The 13,606-nt window shown below is 28.7% G+C and carries 16 protein-coding genes; all 16 read left to right on the top strand.

Going from position 1 to position 13,606, the window contains the following annotated elements; translation table 11 throughout:
- The first annotated feature begins 4 nt into the window (after positions 1 to 4).
- The 16 genes from ACSIGE_RS01700 (at position 5) to ACSIGE_RS01625 (ending at position 13,576) form a co-directional block, all read left to right on the top strand.
- Positions 5 to 1,444 carry an SDR family oxidoreductase gene (locus tag ACSIGE_RS01700; RefSeq protein WP_440881067.1) on the top strand — a complete coding sequence of 480 codons (1,440 nt, stop codon included), beginning with the start codon at positions 5 to 7 and terminating at the stop codon, positions 1,442 to 1,444.
- Between the two features lie 29 nt (positions 1,445 to 1,473).
- Positions 1,474 to 1,608, top strand: a complete 135-nt coding sequence (locus tag ACSIGE_RS01695; protein WP_440882172.1) for a DUF2256 domain-containing protein — start codon at positions 1,474 to 1,476, stop codon at positions 1,606 to 1,608.
- Positions 1,609 to 1,893: 285 nt separating this feature from the next.
- Positions 1,894 to 3,360 carry a deoxyribodipyrimidine photo-lyase/cryptochrome family protein gene (locus tag ACSIGE_RS01690; RefSeq protein WP_440881066.1) on the top strand — a complete coding sequence of 489 codons (1,467 nt, stop codon included), beginning with the start codon at positions 1,894 to 1,896 and terminating at the stop codon, positions 3,358 to 3,360.
- Between the two features lies 1 nt (position 3,361).
- Positions 3,362 to 3,787: a hypothetical protein gene (locus ACSIGE_RS01685; protein ID WP_440881065.1), complete on the top strand. Its 426-nt coding sequence runs from the start codon at positions 3,362 to 3,364 to the stop codon at positions 3,785 to 3,787.
- Positions 3,756 to 4,040, top strand: coding sequence for a TIGR03643 family protein (locus tag ACSIGE_RS01680; protein ID WP_440881064.1), 285 nt, complete (start codon positions 3,756 to 3,758; stop codon positions 4,038 to 4,040). The genes ACSIGE_RS01685 and ACSIGE_RS01680 overlap by 32 nt, the downstream gene beginning before the upstream one ends.
- Before the next feature lie 4 nt (positions 4,041 to 4,044).
- Positions 4,045 to 4,467 (top strand): 6-pyruvoyl trahydropterin synthase family protein, encoded by a 423-nt coding sequence (locus ACSIGE_RS01675; protein WP_440881063.1) that lies wholly within the window; start codon positions 4,045 to 4,047, stop codon positions 4,465 to 4,467.
- Positions 4,424 to 5,125, top strand: a complete 702-nt coding sequence (gene folE, locus ACSIGE_RS01670) for a GTP cyclohydrolase I FolE (protein ID WP_440881062.1) — start codon at positions 4,424 to 4,426, stop codon at positions 5,123 to 5,125. The genes ACSIGE_RS01675 and folE overlap by 44 nt, the downstream gene beginning before the upstream one ends.
- Before the next feature lie 33 nt (positions 5,126 to 5,158).
- Positions 5,159 to 5,833 (top strand): SDR family NAD(P)-dependent oxidoreductase, encoded by a 675-nt coding sequence (locus tag ACSIGE_RS01665; RefSeq protein WP_440881061.1) that lies wholly within the window; start codon positions 5,159 to 5,161, stop codon positions 5,831 to 5,833.
- Positions 5,834 to 5,875: 42 nt separating this feature from the next.
- Complete coding sequence (locus tag ACSIGE_RS01660; protein WP_440881060.1) at positions 5,876 to 6,370, top strand: CIA30 family protein; 495 nt, start codon at positions 5,876 to 5,878, stop codon at positions 6,368 to 6,370.
- Positions 6,371 to 6,380: 10 nt separating this feature from the next.
- Positions 6,381 to 6,923 carry a glutathione peroxidase gene (locus ACSIGE_RS01655; RefSeq protein ID WP_440881059.1) on the top strand — a complete coding sequence of 181 codons (543 nt, stop codon included), beginning with the start codon at positions 6,381 to 6,383 and terminating at the stop codon, positions 6,921 to 6,923.
- 105 nt (positions 6,924 to 7,028) lie between these two features.
- On the top strand, positions 7,029 to 7,436 hold the full coding sequence (locus tag ACSIGE_RS01650) for a DUF2452 domain-containing protein (RefSeq protein WP_440881058.1): 408 nt from the start codon (positions 7,029 to 7,031) through the stop codon (positions 7,434 to 7,436).
- On the top strand, positions 7,429 to 7,914 hold the full coding sequence (locus tag ACSIGE_RS01645) for an SRPBCC family protein (protein ID WP_440881057.1): 486 nt from the start codon (positions 7,429 to 7,431) through the stop codon (positions 7,912 to 7,914). The genes ACSIGE_RS01650 and ACSIGE_RS01645 overlap by 8 nt, the downstream gene beginning before the upstream one ends.
- Positions 7,904 to 9,190, top strand: coding sequence for a cryptochrome/photolyase family protein (locus ACSIGE_RS01640; protein WP_440881056.1), 1,287 nt, complete (start codon positions 7,904 to 7,906; stop codon positions 9,188 to 9,190). The genes ACSIGE_RS01645 and ACSIGE_RS01640 overlap by 11 nt, the downstream gene beginning before the upstream one ends.
- Before the next feature lie 301 nt (positions 9,191 to 9,491).
- A complete protein-coding gene (locus tag ACSIGE_RS01635) occupies positions 9,492 to 10,997 on the top strand; it encodes a pyridoxal phosphate-dependent decarboxylase family protein (RefSeq protein WP_440881055.1) in 1,506 nt (501 codons plus the stop codon).
- A gap of 3 nt (positions 10,998 to 11,000) precedes the next feature.
- On the top strand, positions 11,001 to 12,332 hold the full coding sequence (locus ACSIGE_RS01630) for a lysine N(6)-hydroxylase/L-ornithine N(5)-oxygenase family protein (RefSeq protein WP_440881054.1): 1,332 nt from the start codon (positions 11,001 to 11,003) through the stop codon (positions 12,330 to 12,332).
- Between the two features lie 74 nt (positions 12,333 to 12,406).
- Positions 12,407 to 13,576 carry an MFS transporter gene (locus ACSIGE_RS01625; RefSeq protein ID WP_440881053.1) on the top strand — a complete coding sequence of 390 codons (1,170 nt, stop codon included), beginning with the start codon at positions 12,407 to 12,409 and terminating at the stop codon, positions 13,574 to 13,576.
- The last annotated feature ends 30 nt before the right edge of the window (positions 13,577 to 13,606 follow it).

Genomic DNA, 13,606 nt, shown 5'->3' with positions numbered 1-13,606 from the left:
AATTATGAAGATTTTAATTACGGGGACGACGGGATATATTGCAAAAAGACTTGTACCCAAACTATTAAATGATAATCATGATTTAATATGTTGTGTTCGTGATTTAAATAGAATACCAGAAAATTTAAAGGAAAAAGAAAAAATAAGCTTTATTGAAATCGATTTTTTAAATATTTCAAATGTTAACATTCCTTATGATATTGATATAGCTTACTATTTGATTCACTCAATGTCTACATCAAGTTCTAATTTTGAGGAATTAGAATTTGCATGTGCAATTAACTTTAAATCACTTATAGAAAATACAAACTGTATTCAGGTTATCTATCTCAGTGGAATTGTAAACGATCAAAGTCTTTCAAAGCATTTAAAATCTAGATTAAGAGTTGAGGAAACAATACAATCTAAAAAATATTATACAACTACTTTTAGAGCAGGTATAATTGTAGGAAGTGGAAGTGCTTCTTTTGAAATCATTAGAGATCTTGTTGAAAAACTTCCGCTTATGGTAGCCCCAAAGTGGTTGAAAACAAAAACGCAACCAATAGCTATTAGAGATGTTTTGACCTATTTAACCTTATCAATTAAAAAAAAAGCATTATACAATAAGTCATTTGATATATTTGGACCAGAAGTACTTGATTACAAACAAATGCTTTTGCAATTTGCTAAAGTTAGGCATTTGAAACGAGTGGTTATTACATTGCCAGTTTTAACGCCAAAACTTTCTTCTTATTGGTTATATTTTGTTACTTCAACCTCCTTTAAATTAGCGAAGTCTCTTGTTGATAGTATGAAAGTAGAAGTAATAGGGAAGCCTTCTGAAATTAATACTATTATTGGTGTTGAGCCAATCTCTTACACAGAGGCGGTGGAAAAGGCATTTATTAAAATAGAGCAAAATACAATTATATCAAGTTGGAAAGATGCTATTATAAGTGGAGTATACAACTCTAAATTTTCAGATAATATTAATTTACCGCAATATGGTTGCTTTAAAGATATAAGACGAAAAAAAGTTATTGATGAAGATTTTACAATGAAACGAATATGGAGTATTGGGGGTGAAACAGGATGGTATAAGTTTAATTTTTTGTGGAAGGTAAGAGGTATTATTGATAAATTATTTGGAGGCGTTGGTTTAAGAAGGGGAAGAAGACACCAAACAGAATTAACAGCGGGTGATGCGCTAGATTTTTGGCGTGTTCTTTTAGCGGATAAAAAAAATAAACGTCTGCTTTTGTATGCTGAGATGAAGTTACCGGGGGAAGCCTGGTTAGAATTTCGTATTATAAAAGGTATTTTGTATCAACGTGCTGTTTTTAGACCAAAAGGAATTTTAGGTAGATTATACTGGTTTTTGGTACTGCCATTTCATGCTTTTGTGTTTAGTGGAATATTGAATGCTTTAATTGTTGATGATAAAGTAATTTCTAAAAATTAGTTTTAAAAAGATATATTATAATTAAAGTGATAAAAAAACAGCACCTTCCTCAGAAAACTTGTCCTGTTTGTAATCGCTTATTTTCATGGAGAAAGAAATGGGAAAAAAATTGGCACAGTGTTAAATATTGCAGTAAAAGATGCAGTAGCAAAAAAATTAAATGATATTTTTTTGTTAGGGCACATTCATAATTGTGATTTCTACTAATTCAAAAATAAAAGGAAAATATTTTTAGTTACAATAAATTAAAGCATCCAGAACTCTAAGTACTTTTTTATGATTAATAAATTTTAAAACCCTTACAATTCACTGTTTACAATTAATTATTTTTCAAATAAGATTTTATAATATCTGAATAAGAAATATCAATATAATTTTGTTTAACTAAAATGTGTTTAAGTTAAACAAAATTCGTAAATTTGATATTATAAGTATGATATTTTGTTAATATGCTTCAAAGAGAAGAAATAGTTGTTGTTTGGTTAAAAAGAGATTTAAGATTACATGATAATGAAGCTGTATATACTGCTTTAAACTCAGGTTACAAGGTTATTATAGTGTATTTATTTGAGCCTAGTTTAATGAGGGATGATCATTACTCCAAGAGGCATTGGGATTTTATAAAGCAATCTCTTTTAGATATAAATGAAGCATTACAGTCGTATAATTCAAAAGTACTAAGTATTTCGTCAGAGGTAATTCCTTTTTTTAGCTATCTTCAAACAAAGTATAAAATAATAAATGTATATTCTCATCAAGAAACAGGTCTCTTGAAAACATATAATAGGGATAAAACATTTAAACGATTTTGCAATAACAATTCTATTAACTGGTTCGAAAACATTAATAATGGTGTCTTTAGAGCTAGACAAAATAGAGAAAATTGGAAAGAAGATTGGGAAAATTATATGATTAGTGCTCAATTAAAAATTAAAGAAGAAAATATTAAATTTTTAATTGATATGGATGAGATAATGAAAATAGAAGAGAATTCAAAACCAATGTCATTAGATGTTATAGAAAACCCAATGTTTCAAAAAGGAGGTAGGGTTTTAGCTCTTAAGTACATGCTTTCCTTTTTTAAAGATAGGTACATAAATTATGCTAAATTTATTTCCAAACCAAATCAAGCTAGAGAAAGTTGTAGTAGATTATCACCCTATCTAGCTTGGGGTAATTTGTCTGTTAGAGAGGTATATCAATATGCAAAAAAAATTAGAATAGAGGCAGAAAACAAACGTGCTATAGATGCTTTTATGTCACGCTTACGGTGGCAGGCTCATTTTATCCAAAAGTTTGAGATGGAATGTATTATGGAAAGTGAAAGTATTAATAAAGGTTTTCGAAAATTAAAAAAAGATATATCTATTAAATATCAAGAAGCGTGGAAACAAGGTATGACAGGTATTCCGATAATAGACGCTTGTATGCGATGTCTTAAACTTACTGGTTATCTTAATTTTAGAATGAGAGCAATGGTTGTTTCATTTTTTACGCACAATCTTTGGCAACCTTGGCAAGAAGCATCGAAATTTTTATCAAAAGTTTTTCTAGACTTTGAACCAGGTATACATTTTCCACAGCTACAAATGCAGGCAGGTGAGACAGGTATTAATACTTTGAGAATCTATAATCCTATCAAAAATGGAATTGAGCATGACCCAGAAGCAAATTTTATTTCAAAATGGGTTCCTGAATTAAAAGGATTACCTATTAACTTTAGACATGAGCCTTTTAAGTTAACATTGCTTGAGCAAAAACTATATGGTTTTAAAATAGGTAAAGATTATCCTAAACCTATTGTAGATATTAGTTCAACTAGAAAAAAAGCTTCTGATACTATTTGGGGTATGAGAAAAGATAAGGATGTTATACAAGAAAGTTATAGGATTTTAAATAAACATGTAACAAAGTAGTATGATCATTTTTAACACAACATATACTGAAAAATCTGATTTACGACAAATAAACCATCTCTTGGGAAAGCCATTCTCATTTTATCAAAAATTACGTTTAGGAGGTATAGGTAGTAGCAGATTAATCATAAACAATGTAAGCAATAACTTTCAAGGTATTATAAATAAAGTATCAGATTTAAATTATGCGAATATTGAACTTAGACCTAAAGGAATTATTGTTCATGTAACAAGTCAAGGTAAAAGATATTCATGGGCTATACCATATTATAAGCTTATTATTTTTAATGCTACTTTTTTTAGTATACATTCTGACGGTGCATTTATTCAGATGATAAAAAGTAAAAATAATAAAGATTTTGTTAAAAAGATGATTAATTTAAAAACGCTTTCGAATGAGAAGTTTGAATTTACTGACGAAAATTGAGATAGACCGTATAATTGAAATGGCATGGGAAGATAGAACTACTTTTGATGCAATCAAATTCCAATTTAATCTTAGCGAAAAGGAAGTTATTACACTGATGAGAAGGAGCTTGAAAATTACGAGTTTTAAAAGATGGAGAAAAAGAGTACAAGGAAGAACTACTAAACATGCGGCAAAACGATGCTTTCAGATAGGGAGATTTAAATGTTCAAGACAAAAGACGATTAGCAATAATAAAATAGCCAAAAGATAAATAAATGAGTGAATTAAAACTAGGGATAACAAGAAAGGAACATTTTAATGCAGCCCATAGACTGCATAACAAAAATTGGTCAGATGAAAAAAACAAGAAAATTTTTGGTAAGTGTAATAACCCTTTTTTTCACGGACATAATTATGAGCTTGAAGTAACAATTATAGGAGTCGTTGATCCTGACACAGGTTATGTGATTGATACGAAAATTTTATCAGATATAATTAAAGAAAAGGTTATAGAACCTTTCGATCATAAAAATTTAAATTTAGAAGTAGAATATTTTAAAGAGAGAAACCCAACTGTTGAAAACATTGCAATTCTTATTTATGATGTAATAAAAAAAGAAATTCCACAGCATTTGGAACTTAAAATTAAACTATATGAAACACCAAGAAATTTTGTTGAATACCCTTTTGGAGTCTAACTCTTTGAACGGACTTTCTCCAGAGGAGATAGGAGATGATCACCTTTACACAGGTGTAGAAACCCCAATGAAGCCAGATGCATTTAAGATATCTGATTCCGAAAAGAAGAAAAAAATAGCAGGTTTATTTGCTGAAATAATGGAGGTAATGGGATTAGATTTATCAGATGATTCTTTACAAGGAACTCCAAAACGTGTAGCGAAAATGTACATAGATGAAATATTTTCAGGTTTAAACCCTCAAAACAAACCTAAAATAGCACTTTTCGAAAACAAATATCAGTACAATCAAATGCTCATAGAAAAAGATATAATTTTCTACTCAAATTGTGAGCATCATTTTGTTCCAATAATTGGAAAGGCACATGTAGCATATATTTCTTCAGGAAAAGTAATTGGTCTTTCAAAATTAAATAGATTAGTTCAATACTATGCTAAAAGGCCACAAGTTCAAGAACGACTTACTAACCAAATAGGTTTGGACTTACAAAATATTTTAGAAACTAAAGATGTAGCTGTGGTTATTGAAGCAAAACATTTGTGTGTTTCATCTAGAGGTATAAAAGATGATTCTTCATCAACAATAACTTGTTTTTATGGAGGAAGTTTTAATGAGCAACACAAAATAATAGAATTACAAAATTACCTTAAGAGTTAAATTAATTAAACCATTTATTAAAATCGAAATTTCATGAAAACTATACTAGTAGTAGGAGGTAGCAAAGGAATTGGTGCTGCGATAACAAAAATTTTAAAAGATTCGTATCACGTTATAACCATAAGCAGAGGTGAAAATCTCATTGATGGAGTAACGCATCATAGCTTAGATGTATTAATAGATGATTTACCTTCCATTGAAAATTTAGATGGTTTAGTTTATTGTCCCGGTAGTATAAATCTAAAGTCTTTAACTAGATTAAAAATTGAAGACTTTCAAACCGATTTTAATATAAATGTATTAGGAGCTGTTCGTGTTATTAAATTTTATGAAAAACAATTACTTGACTCAAACGGAAGTGTCGTTTTATTTAGTACGGTAGCCACACATTTAGGAATGCCTTTTCATGCTAGTATTGCTGTAAGTAAATCTGCAGTAGAAGGTTTAGCTAAATCTTTAGCTGCAGAGTATGCAACAAAAATAAGGTTTAATGTAATAGCCCCAACAGTTACAGAAACACCTTTAGCTTCTAGATTATTACGAAACGATAAACAAAAAGAAAGCATGAGAGAAAGACATCCTTATAAACAATATTTAAATCCTGAGGAGGTAGCTTCATTAGCTGAGTATTTAATTTCAGCTAAGTCAAAATCTATTTCTGGACAAATTATTCCAATGGATGCTGGAATAGTAAGTGTAAAGTTATAATAAATAATGAAAACAATTTTTAGTTTTATATGCATTTGCTTTATGTCTTTACTTGACGTTGTAATTTTTGATTTTTCAACAGATAATCACAAAAACTGGAAAATAACAAACGATAATGTAATGGGAGGGGTTTCGACTTCTTCAATTGAGGTAAATGAAAATAAACAAGGTGTTTTTTCTGGACATATTTCAACTGAAAATAATGGGGGATTTGCAATGGTTAGGTTGAAAACTAATATTAAAAATGTATTGAATCATAAAGAAATAATATTATTTGTTGAAGGAGATGGTAAAGATTATCAGTTTCGTTTAAAAACAGATAATAAGTTAAGACACTGGTATATCAATACGTTCAAGACAACAAAAGAAGAACAGAGAATTGTTTTGAAGTTAAAAGACTTTTATCCTTCTTTTCGAGGTGAAAAATTAAATATTGGAAATTTCAATTCAAATACAATTAACGAGATTGCTTTTTTGTTCGGAAACAAAAAAGATGAAAGTTTTAAATTAAAAATTAAAAAGGTATTTATCAAGTAAAAAAATAAAAATGAAACCAATAAAAATACTCGTTCTTATGACTTTGTTCGGAACTGGATTGAAAGCTCAGACGCTTGAACCAAAAACATCATTATATGATGTAAAAATTAATGATCTCAACAACACGCCAATTGATCTGAGTAATTATAAGGGAAAAAAAATATTATTTGTAAATGTTGCATCAAAATGTGGGTTTACTGGTCAATATAAAGAACTTCAGCAATTACACAATAATCAGAAAGATAAATTAGTGATTATTGGTGTTCCTTGCAACCAATTTGGTAATCAAGAACCAGGAACTCCAGAGGAAATCGAAAGTTTTTGTGAATTAAACTATGGAGTTACTTTTTTAATGACAGAAAAATTAAATGTTAAAGGAGATAAACAACATGATTTATACAAATGGTTGACAAAGAAAGATAGGAATGGGAAAACTAATTCTGCAGTTAAATGGAATTTTCAAAAATATTTAGTTGATGAAAATGGAAGATTAATCGATTATTTTTATTCTATGACAAAACCGACGAGTAAAAAAATCACTAAATTTTTATGAGTAAATTACTATAACTAATAAATCTTTATAACTTAAATTGTGGAGATCAACTAAGCAATTAATTACTAATCATAATAATCAACTACTAATTTAAATGTATATTTTATGAAAAAGCCAGATAATGTAGTTTTTAATGAAAAGACGAACAAGTATGACGCTTACCTAAAGCCTTATGCAACCAGTTTTTCAGCACCTAAAATTGATATTCCCAATTCTGTTAGCTGGAAGAAAAGGCATGTCAATATAGCTAATAAGCAGATAAAAGCTTCATTTGATGAATTAAAAAATGAATTTGAATTATTGTACGAAAAATTCAAGTATAATGAGCTCGTTTATAACTCAAAGTTTACTTTTGAACCCATTGTAGGAGAGACTTATTATTTATATGAGGCAAAAGAGGGGTATTTTTTATCTATTTTAAAGCCTTTTGAATGTTCATTTAATTATGTAGGTAGTTTTAGATTAGATTCCGATAAAATTTGGAATAAACAAGAAACGAAAAAAAATGATTGAATTTAATAAACATTCAAGTATATATACACTATCAACAAAGCAAGTTGTTAATATAACTTTAGAAAAAGCATGGGATTTTTTTAGCTCACCTAGCAACCTTTCAAAAATAACACCACCTCACATGGGATTTAGAATAACTTCTAAAACAAATGATAAACTTTATGCAGGACAAATAATATCTTACAAAGTAGGTATATTTCCTTTTGTAAAACAGGACTGGGTAAGTGAAATAACCCAGGTAAAAGAAAATGAGTTTTTTATTGATGAACAGCGTGTAGGTCCATATAAAATGTGGCATCATGAACATTGGTTTTATAAACTAATTGAAGGAAAAACACTTATAGAAGACAAAGTTTCCTACGAAATACCTTTCGGTATTTTAGGATCTTTAGCTCAAAAAATATTCATAAAAAATCAGTTAAAAAATATATTTCAATATAGGGCTGATACGTTAGAAAAAATGTTCAATGAAAAATAGTATTTCTTTTTATTGGTTTCGACGAGATTTAAGACTGGAAGATAATACAGCATTATTTCATGCTTTAAAATCTGGTTATAAAGTAGTACCTGTTTTTATTTTTGATGACGAAATCGTACATAAACTTCCAGCCAATGATGGTCGTATTTCTTTTATTTATCAAAGTTTATATAAAATAAACAAACAATTAAATGATATTGGAAGTTCAGTGCTTATAAAAAAAGGGAAACCTTTAGTTATATGGAGTAATTTGATAAATGAATATTCCTGCAAAGGATTGTATTATAATAGAGATTATGAACCTTATGCCATAAGGAGAGATTATCAAATTAAGACAAAATTAGAAGAAACAGGAATACCAGTACATGATTTTAAAGATCATGTGATTTTTGAAAAAAAAGAGGTTTTAAAAAACGATCATACTCCTTATACAGTATTTACACCATACAAGAATAAATGGTTGAAGTTGTTTGATGAAGCATCGCATTTAAGAATAAATAATTCAATAGAATTTATAAATCATTTTTATAAGCAAATTAACGATTTTCCTTCTATTGAATCTATTGGTTTCGAAAATAGTCCTATCAAAGTAAAGCCTTATAATTTGAAAGAGTTAGAGCAGTATGATGAAGTACGTAATTTTCCTTTTATAGATAAAACATCATACATTTCTCCTTATTTGAGGTTTGGACAATTAAGTATTAGAACTGTTGTTAAATTGGCATTAAAAGTAAATCAGACATTTCTAAGTGAGCTAATTTGGAGAGAGTTTTTTATTCAAATATTATATAATTTTCCTAAAGTAGTCACGAATAATTTCAGGAAAAAATATGATTTAGTTCCTTGGCGAAATAATAAAGATGAATTTGAAAAATGGTGTCAGGGTAAAACAGGGTATCCTATTATTGATGCAGGAATGCGTCAACTTAATAAAACAGGATATATGCATAACCGTGTAAGAATGATAGCGGCTAGTTTTTTATGTAAGCATTTACTTATTGATTGGAGGTGGGGAGAAGCTTATTTTGCTAAAAAATTACTCGATTACGAGTTAGCATCAAATAATGGTAATTGGCAATGGGTTGCCGGTACAGGCTGTGATGCGGCTCCCTATTTTAGAATTTTTAATCCAACAGAACAGATTAAAAAATTTGATAAGGAATTAAAATATATTCATAAATGGGTAACTAACTTAAATGATTTCTCTTATCCACCACCCATAGTAGAACACAAAGAGGCTAGAAAACGAGCATTAGAAGCATATAAGATGGTTTAATATAAGATTAGTATATTTTAAAGTCGGTTTTTTAACACCGACTTTTTTTTATTAAATTTTTTGAGCTTCTTATGAAAAGAACGTCTTTTTTTTTTACCATAGTTACGTCATTAATCAATTTAGTTAGGTCTTAGTTTTGGTTAAAACTATATATTAAAGTCGATTGCAAATACTGACTTTTTATGTTAAATGTTTTGCGGTTATTATGAATAATAGCGTCTTTTTTTATCACAATTACGTCATTAATCAATTTGTTTAGGTCTTAGTTTTGCTTAAAACTATTAAGATTAAATAAAAATAAATGACTCTAGATGAAATCCCTCTGTTAGTAGATTCTTCGTTACATGATGATTTATTGTGTCGTGAATCTTTCAATGATTTAGAAAAACAAACAAATTTAGTTTTAAAAACAATAAAAAAATTTTTTGGTAAAAAAGATTTTTATAATGGAGATGATATAACAGCAATTAATCGTCATAAAATTGAAGCTAAGACGAATGGTAGCGATACTCTTACATTTGAAGAGGCCATTGAATACCTAAACAAATTATATATAGACAATGCTATTGCATTTCATAATCCCAATTATGTAGCTCATTTAAATTGCCCAGTAGTTTTGCCTGCAATTGCAGCAGAAATTATTGCAACCACTATTAATACAGCTGTAGAAACATGGGATCAAAGTACTTCTGCAACTTTTATAGAACAAGAAGTTATTAAATGGATTTGTGGTGAATTCAATTTTCCGGTAACCTCAGATGGTGTTTTTACAAGTGGTGGTAGTCAATCAAATTTTATGGCTTTGTTAATGGCGCGTGATGATTATGCCTTTAAACATTTTGGTGTTAATATAAAGCAACAAGGGTGGTTTAACGAAGTAAGTAAATTCAAAATTTTTTGTTCTGATAAAGCCCATTTTAGCGTTAAAAAGAATGCCGCATTGTTAGGTATGGGATATGACGCTGTAGTCCCTGTAAAAACGGATTATAAAATGCGAATGGATCCTAAAGCATTAGAATTGGCCATTGAAAAGGTTAAACAAGAAGGAAATATACCTATAGCAGTTGTAGCAACTATGGGAACGACTGACTTTGGTAGTTTTGATCCTCTTACTGAGATTTCAAAAATTTCAAACGACTATCAAATGTGGCTTCATGTTGATGGAGCTTATGGAGGATGTTTTGTGTTAACAGATACGCATAAAAAATATTTTAAAAGTATTGATTTGGCGGATTCTATTACAATTGACTTTCATAAAACATTTTTCCAGCCTGTTTCTTGTAGTGCATATTTAGTGAAAGAAAGAAAAAATTTTCAATATGTTTCCTATTATGCTGATTATTTGAACCCTCAAGAAAATAGAGATGAAGCAAGGCCTAATTTGATAGAGAAATCAACACAAACTACAAGAAGATTTGATGCACTTAAGGTTTGGTTTACACTCAAAACATTAGGAAAAAACACTATATCAAAGTATTTGGAAAAAGTACATTATTTAGCAGAATCTGTTTATCATAAAATTAAGGATAATCCTCTTTTTGAAGTTGCGCATAAACCAGAATTAAGTACAATAGTATTCAGATACAAATCGCTAAATGTTAATGAAAACAAAGTACACGATAGAGTTAATTTATTTATAAAAAATAAACTCTTTAAGCAAGGTAAAGCGTCTATTGCAAGTACCAAGCTTGATGGTAATATTTATCTGAAATTTACATTATTGAATCCAAATAATACAGAAGAAAATCTTTTTGAGATTTTAAAAATGATAGAACAAAAAGGAGAACAATACAAATCGATAAACTAAAAAATGACAAATAATAATATATTAGATTTCGTAGGAATAGGAGTAGGGCCCTTTAATTTAGGTTTAGCGTGTTTAACAGCTCCTATAAAAGAACTTAATGGTGTTTTTTTAGATAAAACCGAAAAGTTCGATTGGCATCCCGGGATGATGATGCAAAATACCACATTGCAAATTCCTTTTATGGCAGATTTGGTAACTTTAGCAGATCCCACAAGCCCGTTTAGTTTTTTAAATTATATTAAGGAAAAGGGAAGGATTTATTCTTTCTACATAAGAGAAAATTTTCTTTTACTTCGTAATGAGTATAATAACTATTGTAAATGGGCTGTTGAGAAGCTTTCTAATATTTCATTTAATACAGAGGTTAAAAATATTAATTATGATCAACAAAAACAGCTTTACATTATAACATGTAGGTGTACAAAGACTTCTGAAATTAAAATTTATAAAACAAAAAAAATAGTTTTAGGAACAGGCACAAAACCGTATATACCAAAAGGTGCTTCTGGTTTGAAAAATAATGCAATTCACTCATCAAATTATCTATTTAATAAAGAAAAATTACAGGAAAAGAAATCAATAACTATTTTAGGTAGTGGACAAAGTGCTGCAGAAATTTTTTATGATTTGTTAAACGATATTGATGAAAAAAATTATGAGTTAAATTGGATAACAAGATCGCCAAGATTTTTTCCATTAGAATACTCCAAGCTAACTTTAGAAATGACTTCTCCCGAGTATGTCGATTATTTTTACAATCTACCGGAAGAAAAAAGAGATTATTTAATTAATAAACAAAAACATTTATATAAAGGGATAAACCAAGATTTGATAAATGAAATCCATGATTTACTTTATACAAAACGAACTTTTTCCAAAGAACCTTTAAAAGTATCATTACGTACCAATATAGCTTTAATTAATTCATCAGTTGATCAAAGTAAAATATCCTTAGAATTGCAGCAAGTAGAGGAAGATAAGCATTTTATAAAAAAAACAGAAGGTTTGATTTTATGTACGGGCTATCATTATGAGGTTCCTGAATTTTTAAATGATGTTAGTAACAGAATCAAATGGGATAATAAAGGCAGGTTTGATGTAAAGAGAAATTATACTATTGATAAAAATAATAATGAAATTTTTGTGCAAAATGTGGAACTACATACACATGGATTTGTTACTCCTGATTTGGGAATGGGAAGCTATAGAAATTCATATATCATCAAAGAACTTACGGGTAAAGAATATTATCCAATAGAATCAAGTATAGCTTTTCAACAATTTGGGGTAACAAAAGAGGATGAAATTATTCATAATTTAAAAGAACAAGTATAATAAGTAAGTAGCATACTTACAAGGAAAATTTTATTTTAAAAATAAATATGAAACTTAAAACTTTTTTGATAGGAATGACTTTCATTGCAGTGGTCAGTGATTATTTACTACATCCTTTTTATCCTCAATTTTTTGAACTAAGATTTGGAATGACGAACCCTAAGAATGTAGGTTATTATTTTGCCGCAATTTGTTTTATGGTAATGATAGCTTTTCCTTTTTGGGCCTATATTTCAAAAAAAGTAGCAGAACTAAAAATACTTATCTATACACAAGCAATAGCGGGCATATTGGCTTTATATTGTTATTATACAAAATCCTATGTTAACTTCTGGATAGTATCATTGGTAATGGTTTTATTCAAAGGAAGTTATCTTTTAGTTTATCCATATATTTTAAAAATTATAAGTAAAGAAGAACATGTTAACACCATAGGTTTGTTATCTGTTGTTGTGCATCTTGGAGGTATTTTAGGAGCTGTAATAGGCGGTTTTACAGTTGATTATATTACTCCTAGTTCTATATTTATTATAATGGCATTTGGTGATTTTTTGCAAATGATTGTAAGCGCTTATTTACTTAATAGTAATAAATACAATACAGGAATAATTAAATCACCTAGTAATTTTAAAAAAAGTGCTACCTCTAATAAGCTTATACTAAAAGTAGGTTTATTAACACTTATTTTATATTTCAGTGATTTTTTAATTCGTCCATTTTTCTCTAGATACTGGGAAAGCTTTGCATCAATTGATACTAAATTAATTTCTGGAACTGTATACGCAATTCCTGGTTTTGTGGCATTAATTGCACTTTGGCTTAATAGAAAAAGAAAACAAGCAGGCTATGAGGGTATAACTAATTCTTTGTTTATTGGGCTTTTAGGGTTATTTCTTCAAGGAATACCTAATGAGATTACTTTGATTATTGGTAGAATAATTTATGGATGGGCAATATTTCAAGGAATGGTTAAGTTTGATGTGTTTTTATTTGAAAAAAGCTCTCCAGAATCCTATTCGATAGATTATAGTAAAGTTCATTTTTTTCAAAACTTAGGAGTTCTTATAGCGTCTTTGAACGTAGGTTTGGTTGTAGATAATTTAGGTTTACAAATGCCTTTCATTATTGCTTTCACGGGGTTTGTCGTAACAATATTATTATACCTGCTTGCCTTTAATATTCCATCCAAACTTAAAAAGAATGGTATTAATACTATACTAAGCAGAGTAAATCTAAAATCATAGAAAACAAATAATCCTTAATAATATATTGAA

It is taken from the genome of Tenacibaculum profundi, from assembly GCF_052050075.1.
Lineage (GTDB): Bacteria > Bacteroidota > Bacteroidia > Flavobacteriales > Flavobacteriaceae > Polaribacter.
This window is presented reverse-complemented; position numbering and strand designations above follow the sequence as displayed.

Excerpts from the sequence above, each read along its gene's own strand:
- ACSIGE_RS01700 (WP_440881067.1), top strand. The coding sequence starts at position 5 with ATGAAGATTTTAATTACGGGGACGACGGGATATATTGCAAAAAGACTT.
- ACSIGE_RS01690 (WP_440881066.1), top strand. The coding sequence starts at position 1,894 with ATGCTTCAAAGAGAAGAAATAGTTGTTGTTTGGTTAAAAAGAGATTTA.
- ACSIGE_RS01685 (WP_440881065.1), top strand. The coding sequence starts at position 3,362 with ATGATCATTTTTAACACAACATATACTGAAAAATCTGATTTACGACAA.
- ACSIGE_RS01680 (WP_440881064.1), top strand. The coding sequence starts at position 3,756 with ATGAGAAGTTTGAATTTACTGACGAAAATTGAGATAGACCGTATAATT.
- ACSIGE_RS01675 (WP_440881063.1), top strand. The coding sequence starts at position 4,045 with ATGAGTGAATTAAAACTAGGGATAACAAGAAAGGAACATTTTAATGCA.
- folE (WP_440881062.1), top strand. The coding sequence starts at position 4,424 with ATGAAACACCAAGAAATTTTGTTGAATACCCTTTTGGAGTCTAACTCT.
- ACSIGE_RS01665 (WP_440881061.1), top strand. The coding sequence starts at position 5,159 with ATGAAAACTATACTAGTAGTAGGAGGTAGCAAAGGAATTGGTGCTGCG.
- ACSIGE_RS01660 (WP_440881060.1), top strand. The coding sequence starts at position 5,876 with ATGTCTTTACTTGACGTTGTAATTTTTGATTTTTCAACAGATAATCAC.
- ACSIGE_RS01655 (WP_440881059.1), top strand. The coding sequence starts at position 6,381 with ATGAAACCAATAAAAATACTCGTTCTTATGACTTTGTTCGGAACTGGA.
- ACSIGE_RS01650 (WP_440881058.1), top strand. The coding sequence starts at position 7,029 with ATGAAAAAGCCAGATAATGTAGTTTTTAATGAAAAGACGAACAAGTAT.
- ACSIGE_RS01645 (WP_440881057.1), top strand. The coding sequence starts at position 7,429 with ATGATTGAATTTAATAAACATTCAAGTATATATACACTATCAACAAAG.
- ACSIGE_RS01640 (WP_440881056.1), top strand. The coding sequence starts at position 7,904 with ATGAAAAATAGTATTTCTTTTTATTGGTTTCGACGAGATTTAAGACTG.
- ACSIGE_RS01635 (WP_440881055.1), top strand. The coding sequence starts at position 9,492 with ATGACTCTAGATGAAATCCCTCTGTTAGTAGATTCTTCGTTACATGAT.
- ACSIGE_RS01630 (WP_440881054.1), top strand. The coding sequence starts at position 11,001 with ATGACAAATAATAATATATTAGATTTCGTAGGAATAGGAGTAGGGCCC.
- ACSIGE_RS01625 (WP_440881053.1), top strand. The coding sequence starts at position 12,407 with ATGACTTTCATTGCAGTGGTCAGTGATTATTTACTACATCCTTTTTAT.